Below are 19,632 nucleotides of genomic sequence, written 5' to 3'. Positions count from 1 at the left end.
GAAAGCAGGGCCGTTCAAAAGCCCGGAAGGGCAGAGGAACAGACTGCCGCAGGCGGGTTCTCCACAACGGCACCTGGTATAAGCTGTTTTGGGGCTGTTTTTCTAAAAACAGCCCCAAAACGTAAAACAGGAAAGGCTGGTTATTCTACCAGCCTTTCCTGTTTCTGCAGTTGTTTCAGCAGTAGGCGCCCCCGTGCATTGACGGCTTTTCCGCCTTTGGCCATGTGCTGGTGAATCAGCTCCAGGACCTCCTGCTGCAACCAGGGCTGTTGCATAGACAGGTCAGTGAGTGACTGGAGGCAGATGGCTTTCACAAACTGGTTGTGCAGGTGCTGCAGCCAGAATTCCAGCCGCTCTATTACCAACGGCAGGTCCTCCTCCTCCCAAGACAGCTGCCCCAGCAGCGCCGGGAGGCAGTAGTTAAAAGCCGGGTCCAGATTGGGTTGGGCCAATTGGTGTAAAATTTCCTTCCGGTACGGCTGGAGCCAAAGCGGCTGTTGCTTAGCAACGGCTTCCACCACATGGGCGGCTCTGGCTCTGAGTACAGCGTCTGTATGATACAACCCCGGCCACAGCTGTTCCAGTGCCTCCTGCCCCTGCTGGAGCAGGTAAGCCGCCACCTCATCGGCGCGGCCTTTTCCTGCGCTCTTCTCTTCGGCCAGGGCCGAAATCAACTCAGTAGTGGTCATGGCTACAGTTAAGGTAAGAGCTTCTTTACATGTTGATTCTGCAAGCGAAAACGGGGAGCGAAAGGTTCTTCTATAGCGTTTTTTGAGCAGCATACGCCCGCTATGGTGCGAGTCAACCGCGAAGTCGGGTTCTTTTGTTACCCGTTTGCAGCGCAAAAGGCAAATTTAAACATGCTCTGTAATGGTTTTTTTGTTTTGGGCCTGTTTTTCTGAAATCAGGCCTAAAACAGAAAGAGCGCTAAATAATGTTCACTTCTGGGGTGAGGGCTATGCCAAACTTCTCCTGCACAGATTGAATCACCGCGTAGGCCAGCTCTTTTACCTCATTGCCCGTGGCGCCGCCGTAGTTTACCAGCACCAGCGCCTGGTCTTTGTGCACGCCGTGTTTGCCCAGGACTTTCCCCTTCCAGCCGCACTGTTCAATCAACCAGCCCGCGGGTACTTTTACCACGTCTCCGCTCACCGGGTATCCCGGGAGGGAGGGGTGCTGGGCTTTCAGGGCGTCAAACTGTTCTTTTGGGATTTCGGGGTTTTTAAAAAAGGAGCCCGCGTTGCCAATCTTGGCGGGGTCTGGCAGTTTGCTTCTTCTAATGTGGCAAACGGCCGCACTGATGGCTTTCAGGCTCAACTCTTTTACCTGCTGCTGCGCCAGGGTGTCTTGAATGGCCCCGTAAGACGTGTTGTACTGGTGGGCGTCCCGGGTCAGGCGCAGCGTAACGGAGGTAACAATGTAGTTGCCTTTGGCCTCTTTCTTGAACACGCTCTCGCGGTAGCCAAACCCGCACTGCTCCTTGCTGAACGAAACCAGTTGGCCAGTTGCAATTTCCAGGGCCTCCAGCGAAACAAAGGTGTCTTTCAACTCCACCCCGTAGGCGCCAATGTTCTGCAGCGGGGCCGCACCCACCGTGCCCGGAATCAGGGAGAGGTTCTCAATGCCCCCCAGATCCTGCTCAATGGTGTAGAGCACCAGGTCATGCCACGTCTCGCCGCTCCCCGCCGTCACCAGCACATGTGTTCCGTCCGGATCCTCTTGCCGTGAGAGGCCTTTGATGCGGTTCAGGAGAACGGCGGCCTGCACATCCTGCGTAAGCAGCACATTACTGCCGCCGCCCAGAATCAGCAACGGAAGCGGCTTTACCTCAGGGTGCTGGAGCAGCTCCTGAAGTTCCTGTACAGAGGTGAACTCTGCCAGTACCGCGGCTTTGGCGTCTATCCCGAAGGTATTGTAAGGTTGCAGTGAGGCCTGGCGTTGAATCTTCATGTGCAGAAAATGGTGTGTTCCCGCAAAAGTACGGAAACCGCAACAGAATTCAGAAGCTGCGGCAGCCGGCAAGCCGCCGCTTCTGCATAATTCCTGTTTTGGGGCTGTTTTTCAGAAAACAGGCCTAAAACAGGATAGCACGTTTGCCTGTATTTTTTACGAACTTGCAGGTTCAATCTCAGGATCAACTAGTATTTAGATACCATGGCGGGAAAAAAAGCATCTCAAGATTTCAACATGACGGCCATTACCCTGGCAGGGCTGGAAGAAGTACTGGCGCAGGAACTCAGGGACCTGGGGGCGAAGTTTGTGAAACCGGGGGTGCGGGCCGTGACTTTCAGCGGAAACCAGTACCTGCTCTACCAGGCCAACCTCTGCTGCCGCACTGCTATCAGAATCTTAAAGCCGTTTGCCCAGTTCAAAGCCCGCGACGAAAAAGAGCTGTACCTGAAGGTGCGGGAGCGCGACTGGGATGAATTCATGACTCTGGACAGCACCTTCGCCATTAACGCCGTGGTATCCCGCTCCACGTTTGAACACTCCCTGTACGTGGCCCAGCTCACCAAAGACGCCATTGTAGACCAGTTCCGGGATAAGACCGGCCGCCGCCCCAATATTGACGTGACCACCCCAGACGTACGCCTGCACCTGCACATGCACGAGAACATTGTCACGCTGGCGCTTGATTCGTCGGGTGATTCGCTCCACCGCCGGGGTTACCGGCAGCAGACCAACGTGGCCCCGCTCAACGAGGTGCTGGCCGCAGGTATTCTGCTGTTGAGCGGCTGGGACAAGAAAACCGCCCTCTATGACCCTATGTGCGGCTCCGGTACGTTTCTGACCGAAGCGGCTATGCTGGCGCATAACATAGCGCCGGGCGTTTACCGCAAAGACTTCGGGTTTATGCGCTGGCCAGATTATGATGAGGCCATGTTCCACAAAGTGTACCAGGCGGTGCTGGCCCAGGAGGACCCAGACAATCCGGTAGAGATCTACGGCTCAGACATAGACCCAGACTTTGTGGAGGCCGCCTTCCAAAATTTAGAATATGCCGAACTGGACCAGTATGTGCGGGTAAAAGAGGTGGATTTCAAAGTGGCCTCCAAGCCAGAAGAAAAGGGCCTCCTGATTATGAACCCCCCGTACGGGGAGCGAATTGGCGACGAGCGTGAAATCAACGGCCTCTACAAAATGATAGGCGACACCCTCAAGGCCAACTTCCAGAACTGGGACGCCTTTGTCTTCACGGGCAACCTGGAGGCCGCCAAACATATTGGCTTAAAGCCCTCCAGAAGAATTCCGCTGTATAACGGGCCCATAGAATGCCGCTTGTTTAAGTACGAGCTGTACGGGGGCAGCCGGCGGGAGAAGGAGCATCTGGTTGGGGAAGAAGAATAACAAAATAGCCCGGTTGCGTTTCCGGGCTATTTTTTTGAAATCAGGGCAAAAACAGATGATTAGATGAGTCTGCGCCGGCGCAGGAACCAGAAACCGGCCAAAATCAACAGCAGGGGCCACAGGTAACATACGCCCACCACCAGCGTGATAAACATCTGCCAGCCGGTACCAAGGGCGTTGTAGAGCCGTACACCCAGCCCACTTCTTTCAGAAAAGCTCATGGGCACAATCTGATATACCTCCAGTTCAATGGTGCTGTAGGCCGTTTGGCGTTGGAGGTGCTTCAGGCGGGCATCTGCACTTTCAATCTCTTCCCTGATGCTTTTCAGCTGCTGCTCTACGTCCAGTACCTCCTGAATGCTGTTGGCCTGTTTCAGCAGGGTCAGATACCGTTGCTCTACGGCTCTTTTGGCCACCAACCGCGCCTGTACATCTATGTATTCCATGGCCACATCTTCTGCGCCCAGTTTTCTATGGTCCAGCTTGATGCTCTCCTGCTCCAGTTGCTCCAGCAGCGCAGAAAACTGGTCAGGCTTCACCTTGATCTTAAAGCTCATGGCCAGTTGATCCTGTTGTTGGTGCTGAAACGTAGAGACCAGAATGGCGTCAGCATTTTTAACGGTAGCTTCAATGCGCTGGGTGCTGCTAGCGAGGTCTTCCACCTGAAATTTCACCTGGGCGTTTTTAATCAGCATTTGCTTTTCTGGGTTGGCCGCCGTGGGTGCTGCAGGGTTCACAGAAGCTGCCCCGGTCTCTGCCGCTTCCTTCTGGGCTGTCATTGTGCCTTCTTCCTGGGGGGCAGCGCAGCCACTGAGCAAAGAAAGGGCTACCAGCAGAAGGCCAAAAAGGAGGGAGGTGTTGTTTGTTTCCATAGCCGAAGGTTTTCCCCTTAATGCATTCATCTACAGTATGGTAACCCAAAAAATGAGCACAATAATCAGGGCTGCTTTTGCGTTTCCGGGCTGTTTTTAAGAAAACAGACCCAAACCAGAACTCTGGTGAAATGCGCCCGGAATGGCTGTAAACGCAGAAAGGGAGCCTGTGCCGGGCTCCCTTTGCTATTCAAAAATAATTTTCAGTTACAGACGCGTAATCTGTGCCCCAATGGCGTTCAGACGTCCGTCAATGTTCTGGTAACCGCGGTCAATCTGCTCAATGTTGTGAATCACGCTACGGCCTTCGGCCGAAAGGGCGGCAATCAACAGGGCCTGACCCGCTCTGATGTCAGGGGAGGTCATGGAGATTCCGCGCAGCGGCACCTGCTTGTTCTGGCCAATCACTGTGGCCCGGTGTGGGTCACAGAGAATAATCTGCGCGCCCATGTCAATCAGTTTGTCTACAAAGAACAGGCGGCTTTCAAACATTTTCTGGTGAATGAGTACCGTTCCCTTGGCCTGGGTGGCCACCACCAGCGCGATGCTCAGCAAATCTGGCGTGAAGCCGGGCCAGGTATGGTCAGAAACCGTCAGGATAGAGCCATCTATGTAGGTGTCAATTTCATAAGAGTCCTGGGCTGGAATGTAAATATCATCGCCCCTGAACTCCATCTGGATGCCCAGCCTGCGGAACGTATCTGGGATTAGCCCCAGCTCCCTGATCTGCGCGTCTTTGATGGTGATTTCAGAACCGGTCATGCCCGCTAAGCCAATGAAGGAGCCAATCTCAATCATGTCTGGCAGCATGCGGTGCTCAGTACCGCCCAGTTTCTCCACGCCCTCAATGATAAGCAGGTTGGAGCCAATGCCGTTGATTTTCGCGCCCATGCGCACCAGCATTTTGCAAAGCTGCTGCAGGTACGGCTCACAGGCGGCGTTGTAGATGGTGGTGATGCCTTCGGCCAGCACGGCCGCCATCACAATGTTGGCGGTTCCGGTCACAGAAGCTTCATCCAGCAGCATGTAAGTGCCTTTCAGGTTCTTGCCTTCCAGGTGGTAGAAGCTGTCTTCAGAGTCATAGGTGAACTTAGCCCCTAGTTTCTCAAAACCAATAAAGTGGGTGTCCAGACGGCGGCGGCCAATTTTGTCCCCGCCCGGTTTAGGCAGCTTTGCCATCCCAAAACGGGCCAGCAAAGGCCCTAAAATCATCACAGATCCTCTAATGGCGCGGGCCTGGTCAATAAATTTCTCTGAGGTGAGGTAGTCCAGGTTCACGTCTTCGGCCTGGAAGATATACGTGTCTGGCGCTGTCTGCTCCACCTGTACGCCCATGTCCCGCAGAAGCTCAATGAGCTTGTTCACGTCCCTGATGTTAGGGATGTTAGAAATAATCACGGGGTCAGGGGTCAGTAAGACCGCACACAGAATTTGCAGCGCCTCGTTTTTTGCTCCCTGCGGAATAATTTCGCCTTTTAAAGGTCGGCCACCTATTACTTCAAAAGAAGCCATGCGTTCTTACTTATTCTTTCTGTTGTTCTGATTCTTGTTCTGGTACCCTTTGTTTTTCTGGTTGTTAGGGTAGTTGTTGTTGCTGGGGCCCTGCGGGGTTTTGATGTTGCTCTCAAAGAGGCCGCCTTTCTCTAACAACGCAGAATCTAGGTCCAGCTCACCTTTAGAGAGGTCGCGCAGGTTTTCCAGGATGACCTGGTCTGTGACGCTGTCTTTGTTGTAGGTGCGGTACAGCACTTTCATGAGTTTGCCAATGGAGATGATGGCGGCCTCCCGCTCCTGGGCATCATTGATCTGCTTGGCTTTCTCAATGAGGCGCTCCAGGTTGGTGCCATAGTGCATGTACTTGGGAGTATGGCTGGGGTAGTCTACCTTCTGCGGCTTCTCATTGAGGTACTCCATGGCACTCAGCTGGAAGGGGGCGTCTACGTCCAGCTTGCCGTCTGACATCACGTACAGGTGATTCCAGAGGGTCTGCTGGGCATCCTGAATGTCTTTCACGTTGGGGTTCAGGCGCCCCATCAGGTTTACCAGCAACTGGGCCAACTGCGTACGCTTGGTGCGGTCATCAACGGTTAAGATATACTGGACAATGTTTTGCACGTTGCGGCCGTACTCCCGCAGTAAAAGCTCTTGCTTGAAAGTTGAACTGGCTACCATGTCTATGGGTTGGATTGCTGTGTCAAAAATAGGAAAAATTAGTTGGTAGTTATTCGTTGTTCGTTATTAGTTAGGACAAAACCTCAAAATGAGGAGCCATTTGGGAGAAGGAAAGGTAAGTGAATAAACCATTTTCCGTTTTGGGGCTGTTTTCACAAAAACAGCCCCAAAACGGAAATGGCCGGATTGCGAACAACTAATAACTAAGAACGAATAACTACCAATTACGCATGTATACGCAGCTTGGCAAAACTCAGGAGCAGTGTTTTCTCACCCACGCCCTCAAAAGTAATGATGGCTTTGGTGGAGTTGCCCTGGGTGTCCATCTTGGTGACGGTGCCAAACCCGAATTTAGGATGCTCTACGCGCATTCCGGCCTGCAGGTTAGACGTGTCACTGGGCGTGAAGTCGGTTGGCGGGGTATAAGACGGGGCCGCTGCCGGTTTGCGAGCGGGCGTGATCAATTGCGCCGCGGGTGTCTTGCGCTGCAGCACTTTCTCTAACGGGCCACGCTCATCGCCAAACTTGAAGTTCAGGAACTTGGGGTCAATCTCGTCAATGAACCGGCTTTTCTCAGCGGCCCGCAGGTTGCCCCACTGGTAGCGGCTGGTGGCGTAGGAGAGGGTCAGTTTTTTCTCAGCCCGGGTAATGGCCACGTAGAACAGACGGCGCTCCTCCTCCAGATCAGCACGGCTCTGCATCATCATCTGGCTGGGGAACAGGTTTTCCTCCATGCCCACAATGAACACGTTCCTGAACTCCAGACCCTTGGCCGAGTGGATGGTCATCATGGTCACGTACTCGCCTTCGTCCTCTTTCTTGGTGTCTGCGTCTGTGAGCAGGGCAATGTCCTGCAGGAAGTTGGCCAGTGATTTGTCTTCGCGCTCGGGGTCGTCTACAAACTCCTTGATGGCGTTCAGGAGCTCCTGAATGTTCTCATAGCGGGCCAGGCCTTCCACTGATTTGTCTGCGTACAGATCATCTACCAGCCCTGAGTGTTTGGCAATGTAGGTGGCGGCGTCAAAGGCGTCTTTCTGCTCAGCCATCACGGCAAAGCTCTTGATTTTGGTGGCGAACTCTTCAATGGCGGCCCCGGCTCTACCGGCTAATACCTGGTTGGCGTGGCTCACAATTTCCCAGATGCTGTGGTTCATCTCATTGGCGGTGACAATGAGTTTCTCTACGGTGGTCTCGCCAATGCCACGTTTAGGGTAGTTGATCACTCGGCGCAGCGCCTGCTCGTCATTGTGGTTGATGGCCAGCCGCAGGTACGCAATCAGGTCTTTGATTTCCTTGCGCTGGTAGAAGGAGAGGCCGCCCACAATGCGGTACTTGATGTTCATCTTGCGCAGCGCCTCTTCCATGGCCCGGCTTTGGGCGTTGGTGCGGTACAGAATGGCAAAATCTTCATACGAAAGGTGGTTGTTCATCTTCTCCTCAAAGATGGCGTGTGCCACCAGCTTGCCCTCCTCATTGTCTGAGCTGGCCTTGATGACGTCAATCAGCTGTCCTTCCTCATTCTCAGAGAACACATTCTTGCGCAGCTGGGCCTTGTTGTTCTTGATCACTGAGCTGGCCGCGTTCACAATGTGCTGGGTAGACCGGTAATTCTGCTCCAGCTTGAACACCTCCAGCTCCGGGTAGTCTTTCTCAAAGTTGAGAATGTTCTGGATATCCGCGCCGCGGAAGGCATAGATACTCTGAGCATCATCACCCACCACGCAAATGTTACGGTCTTTGGCTGAGAGCTTGCGGGTGATCAGGTACTGGCTGTAGTTGGTATCCTGGTACTCATCTACCATCACGTACTTGAAGATGTGCTGGTACTTGTTGAGCACGTCTACATGGTCTCTGAACAGCACGTTGGTGTTGAAGAGCAAGTCATCAAAGTCCATGGCGCCGGCCCTGAAACAGCGCTCAGCGTAGGTTTTAAAGATCTGCCCAATCTTGGGCCGAAGGGCGGCCTCATCATCTGCCTGAATGGCGGGGTCGCGCAGGTACTGGGCTACAGAGATCAACTTGTTCTTGGCGCCTGAAATCCTGCCCAGCACCACGTTGGGCTTGTAGAGCTTGTCATCCAGGTTCATCTCCTTCACAATGTTCCGGATCAGGGTTTTGGAGTCATCTGAGTCATAGATGGTGAAGTGGCTGGGGTAGCCAATCTTCTGGGCCTCGGCCCGAAGAATGCGCGAGAAAACGGAGTGGAAGGTTCCCATCCAGAGGTTCTTGGCCTCCGGGCCCACCACCTTCTCTATACGCCCGCGCATCTCTTTGGCCGCCTTGTTGGTAAAGGTCAACGACAGAATGTTGAACGGGTCTACGCCCTTGTTGAGCAAATGCGCAATGCGGTAGGTCAACACCCTGGTTTTGCCGGAGCCCGCACCGGCAATAATCATACAAGGGCCTTCCGTATTTAAAACAGCGGCGCGCTGCGAGTCATTCAGGAGTTTTAAATAATCCATGCGTACTATCGTCCTTTCTTCAGAAGAAACACAAATTTACGGAAAAAGGTGGCAAGTTCAGGGGCTAGCCAAAAGAAAGCCTGCTTCTGTATAAGAAGCTCTTTTTCTTTTAAAATTCAGCTTTTCTAAACATATTGTGGTTTCAGCGGTTCTGGTAGGCTGTTCCAGGTTTGTGCGGGGGCACTAACCAGAGCGCTTGGAACCACTGAGTTTCAAATGGTCAAAATATTTCCGTCTTCATGTGAAAGCTTATATTGGGCTAGCAGAGAGACTAAACCAACTTTGACAGACAGACAGACAGACAGACAGACAGACATTAGGTATATCAATGGATTATTATAAAAGTGACATCATCTCTATCACGTATGAGGAGGAGCTGAAGCTGGTGCGCACCCGCTGGAAAGGGTTTGCCAACAGTGATGAGTACCGGGCCGTCTTGGACGTGTATCTACAAGTAGTACAAGAGAAGGAGGTGGTGCGGTGGATTGGCGACAATACCAACGCCAAGGCTATAAGACCAGCTGACCAGGAATATACGGCCTTAGAATGGGCCCCTCGGTTTGCAAGAGCCGGAAGTTTAAAGAAAATGGCAGTGATTGTGGCCAGTGATATCTTCAATAAAATGGCAGTAGAAAACATAATCCAGAGGTCTAGTGATACGGTTCCTTTCAACACCCACTTCTTTGACAACCAAGAAGACGCCTTTGCCTGGGTAATGGCAGGATAGCTGTTTTAGGACTGATTTCTGAAAAACAGGTCAAAAACGCAGCTGCTGTTTCTGGTTGTGCCCTCAGTTTTGCGGCCGAACTTAATTAGCGGTACTTTTGTCTTCCTGTTGATAGTTAACCGCCATGATAGTCTTACAAAATACCGTTCTCTCTGATGATCTCAAAGACAAGTTCTTTGTCTGTAACCTGGAGAAATGCAAAGGTGCCTGCTGTGTAGAGGGTGATTTGGGTGCCCCCCTGGATAAAGATGAGCTTCCGCTGCTAGCGGAGGCGTATGAGTACGTAAAACCGTTCATGTCTGTAGAGGGAATCAAGGCCGTAGAGGAGCAAGGCCTCTTTGTGGAGGATTTTGAAGGCGACTACAGCACGCCCACCATTGGCGACCGGGAATGTGCCTACGCCATCTATGACGAGAACCTCACGCTCAAATGCGCCATTGAGCAGGCGTACCTGGAAGGGATCATCTCCTGGAAGAAACCCATCTCCTGCCATCTGTACCCCATCAGAATCACCAAATATGACGGCTTTGAGGCGCTCAACTATGACCGCTGGGAAATCTGCAACCCGGCCTGTTCATTTGGGCAGGAGTTAGGGGTGCCGGTTTACAAATTCCTGCGGGAGCCGCTGGTGCGGAAATACGGCGAGGAGTGGTTTCAGGAGCTGGAAGAACTGGTGGCCGCAGACCAGAAGCTGAAACCAGTTGTATAGCCTGCTTAAGCTAGAAATTATGACCCTGTTTTTGGCCTGTTTTTCCAAAAACACGCCAAAAACAGAAAGAGCAGCCAAACCGGCTGCTCTTTCTGTTTCTAGGAATATTTTAATTGATTAGAACTGGGTAAAGTCATAGCTGTCCAGGTAGCTGGTGGTGAAGTTGCCAGACTTGAAGCCTTCATCATCCATCATGGCCAGGTGGAACGGAATGGTGGTCTTGATGCCTTCAATCACGAACTCGCTCAGCGCACGCTTCATTTTCACAATAGCCTCCTCGCGGGTTTGGGCACTCACAATCAGTTTGGCAATCATGGAGTCATAGTTGGCCGGAATGGTGTAGCCCGCATACACGTGCGTATCTACCCGTACCCCGTGCCCCCCCGGGATGTGCAATACGGTGATTTTTCCTGGGCTGGGACGGAAGCCAGCCTTTGGGTCCTCCGCGTTGATGCGGCACTCAATGGCGTGCATCTGCGGGTAATAGTTTTTGCCTGAAATAGGAATACCGGCCGCTACTTTGATCTGCTCTTTGATCAGGTCATAGTTCACAACCTCCTCCGTGATGGGGTGCTCCACCTGAATACGGGTGTTCATCTCCATGAAGTAGAATTCCTTATGCTTGTCTACCAGGAACTCAATGGTGCCCACGCCTTCATAGTTGATAGCCGCCGCCCCGGCAATGGCTGCCTGGCCCATGCGCTCGCGCAGTTCCTGATCAATAAACGGCGACGGTGTCTCTTCAATCAGCTTCTGGTGACGGCGCTGAATGCTGCAGTCACGCTCTGAGAGGTGGCACACTTTGCCGTACTGGTCGCCCACTATCTGGATTTCAATATGGCGGGGCTCCTCCACAAACTTCTCCAGGTACATACCGTCATTCCCGAAGGCCGCTTTGGCTTCCTGACGGGCATCGTTCCAGGCCTTGTCAAACTCCTCGGCAGACTTGATGATGCGCATGCCGCGGCCACCGCCCCCGGCCGTAGCCTTGATGATCACCGGATATTTGATCTTTGCGGCCAGTTTCTTGCCTTGCTCGGCAGAGGTCAACAGACCCTCAGAACCAGGAATGGTAGGCACACCCGCCTTTTTCATGGTGTCTTTGGCAGATGACTTGTCTCCCATGGAGTTGATCATCTCTGGCGTGGCGCCAATGAACTTGATTCCGTTTTCGGCGCAGATTCTGGAAAACTCGGCGTTTTCAGACAGGAAACCGTAGCCCGGGTGAATAGCGTCTGCGTTGGTGATTTCTGCCGCGGCAATCAGGTTAGGGATGTTCAGGTAAGACTTGGCACTTGGGGCGGGGCCAATGCACACCGCCTCATCCGCGAAGCGCACGTGCAGGCTTTCCTTGTCGGCGGTTGAGTACACCGCCACTGTCTTGATCCCCATCTCCTTGCACGTCCGGATAATCCTTAGCGCAATCTCACCCCGGTTGGCAATTAGTATTTTTTTGAACACAGTTCTTTTAATTAGGATTTAGAAATTAAGAATTAAAAATGGAAGAACCTGTCCTGTTTCTGCCTTTCAACTTTGCGTGGCTTCAATGCCAAGTGCCTTTCCTGAATTTCCTGTTTTCGGCTCTTTTTGAAAAAGTAGGCCAAAAACGGCAGACCTTGTAAGAAAAGAACTATTTGCTTGAAAGAAGGCGGAGGTTAAACGGACTCTTCTAAACCAAAGAATTATGAATAGTTCACCCATTCATAATTCCTAATTTTTAATTCATAATTAGTTAGCTCGGGTCAACCAGGAACAACGGCTGGTCGTACTCAACCGGTGAGGCGTTGTCTACCAGCACTTTCACAATGCGGCCAGAAACCTCAGATTCAATCTCGTTGAACAGTTTCATGGCTTCAATGATACAGATCACCTGTCCTTTTTTGATTTCATCGCCTACGTTTACAAACGCGGGTGACTCTGGGTTGGCAGAGCGGTACAAGGTACCAATCATGGGCGCTTTGATGGTGATGTACTTGCTGGTATCATCAGCGGCGGGTTGCGCGGGCGCTGCCGGAGCGGCGGGTGCCGGGGCAGCCAGCGGGGCCGGAGCAGCTGCCTGCGGGGCAGGAGCCGGGGCGGCGGCCGGGGCCGAAGTGAATTTTACTTTCTGGCTTGCCTCGCGCTGCACAGAGATCTTGAACTCTTCTGTCTCAATGTCAACTTTGTTCAGGCCTGATTTCGCAATGAAATCAATCAGTTCTTGGATTTCCTTAGCTTTCATAGTTCTATTTTACTCGTTCGGCGTAGGTATAGGTACGCGTGTCTACCTTTATTTTTTCGTCTTGGCCAATAAACAACGGCACTGAGATGGTGGCGCCGGTTTCTACGGTGGCTGGTTTTGAGGCGTTGGTGGCGGTATCACCTTTGATGCCCGGCTCTGTATACGTAATGGTTAACTCTACGTACGTGGGCAGTTCAGCGGTGAGCGGGGTTTCTGTCTCAGCGTGGAACAGAATGGTTACCTCCTGGCCTTCTTTCATCAGGTCAGCAAACGGCACCATCTTCTCTTCCAGCACCACTTGCTCAAAGGTGCTCATGTCCATGAAGTTGTAGCCGTAGTCATCTTTGTAGATGAACTGGTGCGGGCGCTGCTCCACGCGGGCGGTGGTTACCTTGACACCGGCCGTGAAGGTATTGTCTACCACTTTGCCGGTTTTGATGTTTTTCAGTTTGGTACGGACAAACGCCGGGCCTTTCCCTGGTTTCACGTGCTGAAACTCAGTGATGATCCAGAGGTCGCCGTTAAATTCAATGCAAAGCCCGTTGCGGAAATCAGCGGTAGTTGCCATAGTGGTTGTGTGTGTTTCGGTTTAAAATGCCTGCGGGTTTCTCCCGATTTGACATAAAAAAATTCGGCCAAAGATAGCCGAATTTTTTGATTCTGTTTCAGAAATAACGTCTAAAAATGAGCAGATTACTTAGGGTCATAGGCCCATTTCAGGTAAACGGCACCCCAGGTGAAACCTCCGCCAAAAGCGGCCAGAATAATGTTATCCCCTTTTTTCAGCTGAGACTCATATTCCCACAGGCACAGCGGAATGGTACCGCTGGTGGTGTTGCCGTACTTCTGGATATTCAGCATCACTTTCTCCGGACCAACGCCCATGCGGTTGGCCGTGGCGTCAATGATGCGTTTGTTGGCCTGGTGCGGCACCAGCCACGCCACATCTTCATGGGTGAGGTTGTTGCGCTCCATGACTTCGGCAGACACGTCTGCCATGCCTTTCACCGCAAATTTGAATACCTGCTGGCCCTCCTGGAAGGCGTAATGCTCTCTGCGAGCCACGGTCTCTGCGGTAGCGGGCCTGCGGCTGCCGCCGGCTTTCATGTGCAGGAAGGGGGCTCCCGAGCCGTCTGACTTCAAGATGCTGTCTTGTATGCCCAGGCCTTCAGTGTTCGGTTCCAGCATCACCGCGCCGCCGCCATCTCCAAAGATGATGCAGGTGGCCCGGTCTGTATAATCAACAATGGCAGACATTTTATCAGCGCCTACCACAATCACTTTCTTGTATTTGCCGGTTTCTATAAACTGGGCACCGGTAGCCAGCGCGAACAGGAAGCCGGAACAGGCGGCCTGCAGGTCATAGCCAAACGCGTTCACGGCGCCAACCTCTGCACAAATGATGTTAGCTGTGGCCGGGAACACCATGTCTGGGGTGGTGGTGGCGCAGATGAGCAGGTCTACTTCCTCTGGCTGGGTATTGGTTTTCTTCAGCAGTTCCAGTACCGCCGGAATGGCAATGGCCGACGTTCCCTGGTCTTCGCCTTTCAGAATGCGTCTTTCTTTGATGCCGGTACGGGAAACAATCCACTCGTCATTGGTTTCTACCATGGTCTCCAACTCCTTGTTGGTTAACACATAGTCAGGGACATATCCGCTCACACCGGTGATGGCGGCCGTAAGTTTGCTCATATGGTTCGGTTGGGCTTGTCTGGTGAAGGGCGCCGTTTAAGCGCTGAAGTATTTCCTGAATTTATCTGCAATGTGGCTTTCTGCCATTTTGTTGGCCAGGTGCACCATGTTGCAGATAGCAGTGGGGCTGGACACGCCGTGGCCAATCACTGCATTGCCGTTCACCCCTAACACGGGGCTACCGCCTACCGCCTCATAGTTGAAACGGTCAAAGAAGGGGTCTCTGAAGTTTTTCTCCCGGAGTATGTCATAGATAGACTCCGCCATTTTCAGAATCACGTTACCGGTAAAACCGTCACACACAATGACATCTGCTTTGTCATTAAAGACATCACGCCCTTCAATGTTACCGATAAAGTGGATGGATTTGTTTTCTTTGAGGAGTTTGTGGGCGGGTTGGGTCACCATGGTGCCTTTGCCCTCTTCCTCGCCCAGGTTCATGAGCCCTACGCGGGGCTTCTCAATATCTAAGAGGTATTCAGCGCAGATAGAGCCAATCTCCCCAAACTGCTCTAGGATCTCCGGTTTGCAGTCGGCAATGGCGCCCACGTCTAAAAGAACGCCGTAGCCGCCGGAGAGCTTAGGGATAAAGCTTGCCAGGGCCGGCCGCAGGATGCCCTCTACCTGTTTCACGCTGAAAACTGCCCCCACCAGCATAGCCCCCGTGTTGCCGGCGCTGCAGAAGGCGTCTACCTTCTTGCTGGCCAACAGGCCGTAGCCCACGGCAATGCTGGAGTCTGGTTTCTGGGTGAGGGCTTTGGTAGGGTGTTCACCCATCCCAATGACTTGAGATGCGTGAACAACCTGAACTCTGGAACCGGTGTAGTGGTGCTTTTGCAGGAGGGAATGAACGGTATCTTCATCTCCAATAAGGAAAATCTCAATCTCATCCGTTAACGTCTCAGCCGCCAAAAGTGCGCCTTCTACAACTGCTTCGGGGGCGAAGTCGCCGCCCATTGCATCCAGAGCTATTTTCATGTAAAGCGTATTTCGTAAATTATACTACAAGTAACTAAAATAAAGCCTGACCAGGCAAGCTTTATTACGCAACAGAGGTATAATTTTTGATGGCCACTTTGCCTTTGTAGTATAAATCACCGTCTACCACGTAGCTTCTGTGGTATTGGTGTACTTCACCGGTGTTAGGGCAGATAGAAATCGCTTTGGGCGTCAATTTGTCGTGCGTTCTTCTCTTATCTCTTCTGGTTTTGGAGATTTTTCGCTTAGGATGTGCCATCTCAGGTAATTATTACAAAATTGGTTAGAAACTTATTTAAGCTTTTTAAGGGCGGCGAAGCGGGGGTCCAGCGGACCGTCCTCATCATCGTCCTCGTCGTCATTGTCTTCCACAGGAGTGGAGTAGATTAAGAGGCCGTCTGCCTCCGGGTCATCTTCCCGCTCCAAATCTTCCTCTACAAACCGGGGGCACAGCTTTTTCATGGGTACCGCGAGCCCAATGTAGTCATACAGGTGCTGTGCGATGTTGATATACTGCGTCTCTGGTACTATCTGCAGCACGTTCTCGTCCAGTTCCAAATCTTCTGGCCCGTACCGCACGTGCAGCGTCTGGTTAACTTCCAGGGGGTGCTCAAATTCCTCCAGGCTCCGGTCGCAGGTCAGCCGAACCGTTCCTTTGATATGGAAGTCAAACTGCAAAAGAAGCTCTGACTTGTGCAGCGTCACCTCCGCTTTCAGGTTGCCGCCATGGATGATCTCCCGGCTGAACAACTCAAAGAAGGGTTCGCCCAATTCAAACTCGTAGGTGTGCTGCTTGTTCGCGAGCCGTACAAGGTTGATGTCGTATTTCTTTATCTCCTTCACGTTGCCTCTTTTTTAGCAAGTCGCAAAATTAGCAGAAATATCTTAAATATAAAATACAAATGCCTTTTTTGCTGGGGTTAAACAAAAGCCGTTTTCGGCCTACTTTTGGGAAAACAGGCTGAAAACAGGAGTGGTTCATTGTGAGGGAGATATAAATTGGAAGTAGATGTGGTGGGAATTATGGCTTACATGAATCTGAACCCAAATATTTATTCCATAATACTTTCTTCAATTCTTTCTTGTAGTCAAGGTAGCTTGGCAATGGTGCTGATCCTTGCAGGGTTTTAATAGTTTGTGAGATTATGACAGGCTTCTTGTTCATACCCTACTTTATTCTAAACCTCACCCGCTACTTTGAGCATACTTGAGAAAATTTCTTCGCTAAAGCGAAAATTTGTGCCTTTTATCTTTTCAATAATTGGCTTTACAGATGATATAATACCTACTTGTTTCGCTTTGGCAATTATTCCCAATGTTCCAGTGAAAGGTAACCCTAGTCTTTGAGCAAGTTTACGAGCTTGAAGGTCGTCAAGAATTAGCACATTCTCTTCTTTTTCAGAGCTTAGGGCAATAGCGCTTGCTTCTCCTTTGTCTACTTCTAATTCGAGTAATTTCTGATATCTTATATTGGTTACTTCTTCAATAGAAATCCAGTCTGGAAGCGGTGAGCCAAACTCAGTGGCAATAACAGTAGTGGTCACTACTTCTCTGAAGAGAGCTTTAAGTAGGGGCAGTTCGCCAATCTTGTCTAGCAGGATAAAGCAGCTGGTATCTGCAATGACTATTTTAGATGGCAGCGGCATCTCTACCTATTTCACTCGCGGGGTAGTTAAACAAGGAAACATTAAAGTCTCCCAAGATTTCAGCGAAAGCCACCTTGGAAAGGCCTGCAAGTTCGGCCGCATGGCCGAGAGATAGTTTGCCTGACTCATAGAGTTTAGCAGCTAGAAAGCGGGCTGTTTGCCGTTCATCTAGATCTATATTTGCTGGCAGATGTAAAACCACTGTTCTCATATACCCAATATACGAAGGTTCTTTTAAATATGTACAATAAACTAAAATGCGTTTTCGGCCCGTTTTCCAGAAAACAGGCGAACGCATTCAAGAAAATTTTACCAGGCTAAGAGTTACACCCCAGCCCGCGACCTTAGAATATCTACGGCCGCAAACAGAGCTTCTCTGAATGACGTCTCATCTGCCTTGTTCTGACCGGCAATGTCATAGGCGGTGCCGTGGTCAGGGGAGGTACGCACAATGGGCAGGCCGGCGGTAAAGTTCACACCGTTCTCAAAGGCCAGTGTCTTGAACGGAATCAACCCCTGGTCATGGTACAGCGCCAGCGTGGCATCAAATTTCTGATAGCTGCGGGTACCAAAGTACCCATCGGCGGGGAACGGCCCGAAGACCAGGTTGCCTTTGTTCTTCAGCTGTTCAATCACGGGCAGAATCAGTTCCGTCTCCTCAGAGCCCAGTAACCCGTTTTCCCCCGCGTGCGGATTCAGACCCAGCACCGCAATTTTCGGTTTCTGAATTCCGAAGTCTTTGCGCAGGGAATTGTCCAGAATGGTGAGTTTCCGGATGAGCAGTTCCGGGGTGAGGGTGTTGGCTACATCTTTCAGCGGTAAATGCCCGGTTACCGTAGCCACGCGCAAGCCGCTGGAGGAAACCAGGAACATCAGGCTCTCCGGTGCATTGAAAAACGTTGTGAAGAACTCGGTGTGTCCGGGGAACTGAAAGCCTTCGCCCTGGGTGTTGTCTTTGTCGATGGGCGCGGTGACAATGGCTTGTATATGGCCATCTTTCAAGTCCTGAGCGGCGCGCAGCAATGCCGTACGGGCAATGGCGCCGGTGGCAGGAGTAGGAACGCCGGGCGTAAAATCAATTTCCTCCTCCTGCACGTTCAGAACGTTCAGTTTCTTGAAATGCAGCTGGTCAAACGCCTGAATGGTGTGAAAACTGAAGTTCTCCAGCGCCAGCAGCTTACGGTATTTGTTCAGCGCAGCAGCGGTGCCGTAGACTACGGGCGTGCAGAAATGCAGTACCCGGTTATCGGCGAAGGTTTTCAGAATCACTTCCGGCCCAATGCCGGCCACGTCACCTATGGTAATCCCAATGCGGGGCTTTTGTTTTGGCTCCATTGCTTAAGCAGTAGCTTGTGAGGTAAGGAAATGGTACAGCAGGCGCACGCTACTGCCGGTGGCGTGCTTGCCCCGGTAAGAGTCTGGGCTCAAGAGGTACGCCGTACCGGCGATGTCCAGGTGAATCCAGGGGTAGTTGGTGAAGAACTCCAGAAATTTTCCCGCCGAGATAGCCCCTGCTTCGGCCCCGCCGATGTTCTTTAAATCAGCGATGTCAGATTTCAGGTGCTCCTGGTACTCATCCCACAGCGGAAATTCCACCAGCCGCTCATGCGCCATTTCGCCGGCCAATTTCAAATCGGTTTTAAGCAGGTCATCGGCGGTGCCCATCATGCAGATGCCTTCGCGGCCAATGGCGCGTGCGGCGGCCCCGGTGAGGGTGGCAATGTCAATCACCAAAGATGGGTTGTAACGTTTGGCGAAATGCAGGGCATCGGCCAGAATCAGGCGGCCTTCGGCATCTGTGTTCAGGACTTCCACAGAGTGGCCGCTGTGCATGGTAATCACATCGCCCGGGGCGAATCCTTTGCCGCTAATCAAATTGTCAGTGGCCGGAATCAAACCAATCACGTGCAATGGTACATTATTCTTAGCCAAAGCATAGAGTGTGCCCGCCACAGCGGCCGCCCCGGACATGTCTGACTTCATGTAGTCCATTGAGTTGGGGGTGGGCTTAATGCTCAGCCCGCCGGTGTCATAGACCACGCCTTTGCCTACCAGAATCACCGGTTGGGCGTTGGTGGCATTCTCGGGCTTCCACTCCAGAATATTAAAAGTCGGGGCTTGGTCAGAGGCTTGGTTCACGCTCAACAGACCGCCCATTTTCAGGGACTGAATCTGTACCTCGTCCAGAACTTCCACCTTCACGCCGGTGCCTTCCAGCATTTCTTCAATCTGTTCGCTCAGCATCACCGCCGTCTGCATGTTAGGCGGCGTGTTCACCAAGTCACGGGTATGATACACGGCATTCAGCAGGTTGGCCAGTTCATTCACCTGGGTTTGCGTCACGCCCACGCCGGTAATGGTCACCGTTTTCAGGCAAGGCGGCGTGTTCTTTTCAGTTTTATAGCCGGTGAAAGCGTAGTTGCTCAATACCAACCCTTCGGCTACGTACAGGGCAGCTTCCCCATCAGCGCCGTCCAGCAGCACCACCTGCTCCACTTTATCCGCCGACAGGCGCTGCAGCAGGGCGTTTCCCGCTTTGCGGAGGGCTTCCTGGGTGAGCGTTTCCTTTTTCTTGGGCTCGGTGAGCACCAGGTAGAGTTGGTGGGTGAGTTTATTGAGGGTCACCAGCGTGCTCTTGAGGTCCAACTGGCGGTTGATGTAGTCCAGTTCATCAGCGGAGAAAAGCTCCACGGGGAGTTGCTCGCGGCCCGGAATCAGCACGGCGGTGCTGGTATTTGCCGGTAATGTTGCGGCGTAGGTCAGTTCTGTGCGCATAAGATGTGTATCTTTGAGCTGCAATATAGC

The 19,632-nt window shown here is 52.1% G+C and carries 20 protein-coding genes; 3 read left to right on the top strand and 17 right to left on the bottom strand.

The window, feature by feature from the left end:
• Positions 1-140: 140 nt before the first annotated feature.
• Both A8O25_RS04595 and murB read right to left on the bottom strand, forming a co-directional pair.
• On the bottom strand, positions 141-689 hold the full coding sequence (locus A8O25_RS04595) for a hypothetical protein (RefSeq protein WP_066831486.1): 549 nt from the start codon (positions 687-689) through the stop codon (positions 141-143).
• Between the two features lie 238 nt (positions 690-927).
• A complete protein-coding gene (gene murB, locus A8O25_RS04590) occupies positions 928-1,950 on the bottom strand; it encodes a UDP-N-acetylmuramate dehydrogenase (protein WP_066831483.1) in 1,023 nt (340 codons plus the stop codon).
• A 204-nt stretch (positions 1,951-2,154) separates the two neighbouring features.
• Here murB and A8O25_RS04585 point away from each other — a divergent pair, with 204 nt between their 5' ends.
• Positions 2,155-3,348 carry a THUMP domain-containing class I SAM-dependent RNA methyltransferase gene (locus tag A8O25_RS04585; protein WP_066831480.1) on the top strand — a complete coding sequence of 398 codons (1,194 nt, stop codon included), beginning with the start codon at positions 2,155-2,157 and terminating at the stop codon, positions 3,346-3,348.
• A gap of 59 nt (positions 3,349-3,407) precedes the next feature.
• On the opposite strand, the gene A8O25_RS04580 is transcribed toward A8O25_RS04585, so the two are convergent.
• The 4 genes from A8O25_RS04580 to A8O25_RS04565 all read right to left on the bottom strand — a co-directional run bounded on the left by A8O25_RS04580 (position 3,408) and on the right by A8O25_RS04565 (position 8,854).
• Positions 3,408-4,220 (bottom strand): DUF4349 domain-containing protein, encoded by an 813-nt coding sequence (locus tag A8O25_RS04580; protein WP_066831479.1) that lies wholly within the window; start codon positions 4,218-4,220, stop codon positions 3,408-3,410.
• A 207-nt stretch (positions 4,221-4,427) separates the two neighbouring features.
• Entirely contained in the window at positions 4,428-5,732 is a 1,305-nt protein-coding gene (gene murA / locus A8O25_RS04575; protein ID WP_066831478.1) for a UDP-N-acetylglucosamine 1-carboxyvinyltransferase, read from the bottom strand.
• 6 nt (positions 5,733-5,738) lie between these two features.
• A complete protein-coding gene (locus tag A8O25_RS04570; RefSeq protein ID WP_066831477.1) occupies positions 5,739-6,392 on the bottom strand; it encodes a DUF4290 domain-containing protein in 654 nt (217 codons plus the stop codon).
• 224 nt (positions 6,393-6,616) lie between these two features.
• Positions 6,617-8,854, bottom strand: a complete 2,238-nt coding sequence (locus A8O25_RS04565) for an ATP-dependent helicase (protein ID WP_066831475.1) — start codon at positions 8,852-8,854, stop codon at positions 6,617-6,619.
• 328 nt (positions 8,855-9,182) lie between these two features.
• Here A8O25_RS04565 and A8O25_RS04560 point away from each other — a divergent pair, with 328 nt between their 5' ends.
• Positions 9,183-9,581: an STAS/SEC14 domain-containing protein gene (locus A8O25_RS04560; RefSeq protein WP_066831473.1), complete on the top strand. Its 399-nt coding sequence runs from the start codon at positions 9,183-9,185 to the stop codon at positions 9,579-9,581.
• 124 nt (positions 9,582-9,705) lie between these two features.
• Positions 9,706-10,290 carry a DUF3109 family protein gene (locus tag A8O25_RS04555; protein ID WP_066831469.1) on the top strand — a complete coding sequence of 195 codons (585 nt, stop codon included), beginning with the start codon at positions 9,706-9,708 and terminating at the stop codon, positions 10,288-10,290.
• Between the two features lie 117 nt (positions 10,291-10,407).
• Here the strand turns inward: A8O25_RS04555 and accC are convergent, their stop codons facing one another.
• The 11 genes from accC to A8O25_RS04500 all read right to left on the bottom strand — a co-directional run bounded on the left by accC (position 10,408) and on the right by A8O25_RS04500 (position 19,602).
• The gene (accC, locus tag A8O25_RS04550) at positions 10,408-11,751 is read right to left on the bottom strand and encodes an acetyl-CoA carboxylase biotin carboxylase subunit (protein WP_066831466.1); all 1,344 of its coding nucleotides are present in this window, start codon (positions 11,749-11,751) and stop codon (positions 10,408-10,410) included.
• A gap of 271 nt (positions 11,752-12,022) precedes the next feature.
• Entirely contained in the window at positions 12,023-12,511 is a 489-nt protein-coding gene (gene accB / locus A8O25_RS04545) for an acetyl-CoA carboxylase biotin carboxyl carrier protein (RefSeq protein ID WP_066831463.1), read from the bottom strand.
• Positions 12,512-12,515: 4 nt separating this feature from the next.
• Complete coding sequence (gene efp / locus A8O25_RS04540) at positions 12,516-13,079, bottom strand: elongation factor P (protein ID WP_066831460.1); 564 nt, start codon at positions 13,077-13,079, stop codon at positions 12,516-12,518.
• A 125-nt stretch (positions 13,080-13,204) separates the two neighbouring features.
• A complete protein-coding gene (locus A8O25_RS04535) occupies positions 13,205-14,203 on the bottom strand; it encodes a beta-ketoacyl-ACP synthase III (RefSeq protein WP_066831457.1) in 999 nt (332 codons plus the stop codon).
• A gap of 36 nt (positions 14,204-14,239) precedes the next feature.
• Positions 14,240-15,181 (bottom strand): phosphate acyltransferase PlsX, encoded by a 942-nt coding sequence (plsX, locus tag A8O25_RS04530; protein WP_066831454.1) that lies wholly within the window; start codon positions 15,179-15,181, stop codon positions 14,240-14,242.
• Between the two features lie 64 nt (positions 15,182-15,245).
• Positions 15,246-15,440: a 50S ribosomal protein L32 gene (gene rpmF, locus A8O25_RS04525; protein ID WP_066831452.1), complete on the bottom strand. Its 195-nt coding sequence runs from the start codon at positions 15,438-15,440 to the stop codon at positions 15,246-15,248.
• Positions 15,441-15,472: 32 nt separating this feature from the next.
• Complete coding sequence (locus A8O25_RS04520) at positions 15,473-16,024, bottom strand: YceD family protein (protein WP_066831449.1); 552 nt, start codon at positions 16,022-16,024, stop codon at positions 15,473-15,475.
• A 335-nt stretch (positions 16,025-16,359) separates the two neighbouring features.
• Positions 16,360-16,827, bottom strand: coding sequence for a PIN domain-containing protein (locus A8O25_RS04515; RefSeq protein WP_066831446.1), 468 nt, complete (start codon positions 16,825-16,827; stop codon positions 16,360-16,362).
• A complete protein-coding gene (locus tag A8O25_RS04510; protein ID WP_241498934.1) occupies positions 16,811-17,125 on the bottom strand; it encodes a UPF0175 family protein in 315 nt (104 codons plus the stop codon). Before A8O25_RS04510 ends, A8O25_RS04515 begins: the two co-directional genes overlap by 17 nt.
• Before the next feature lie 26 nt (positions 17,126-17,151).
• Positions 17,152-18,162 carry a 4-hydroxythreonine-4-phosphate dehydrogenase PdxA gene (gene pdxA, locus A8O25_RS04505; RefSeq protein ID WP_066831439.1) on the bottom strand — a complete coding sequence of 337 codons (1,011 nt, stop codon included), beginning with the start codon at positions 18,160-18,162 and terminating at the stop codon, positions 17,152-17,154.
• A gap of 3 nt (positions 18,163-18,165) precedes the next feature.
• Positions 18,166-19,602 carry a leucyl aminopeptidase family protein gene (locus A8O25_RS04500; protein WP_066831436.1) on the bottom strand — a complete coding sequence of 479 codons (1,437 nt, stop codon included), beginning with the start codon at positions 19,600-19,602 and terminating at the stop codon, positions 18,166-18,168.
• Positions 19,603-19,632: the final 30 nt, after the last annotated feature.

The organism is Rufibacter ruber, assembly GCF_001647275.1.
Taxonomy (GTDB): Bacteria; Bacteroidota; Bacteroidia; order Cytophagales; family Hymenobacteraceae; genus Nibribacter; species Nibribacter ruber_C.
The sequence above is the reverse complement of the archived record's forward strand: the minus strand, read 5'-3'. Positions and strand labels throughout refer to the sequence as shown.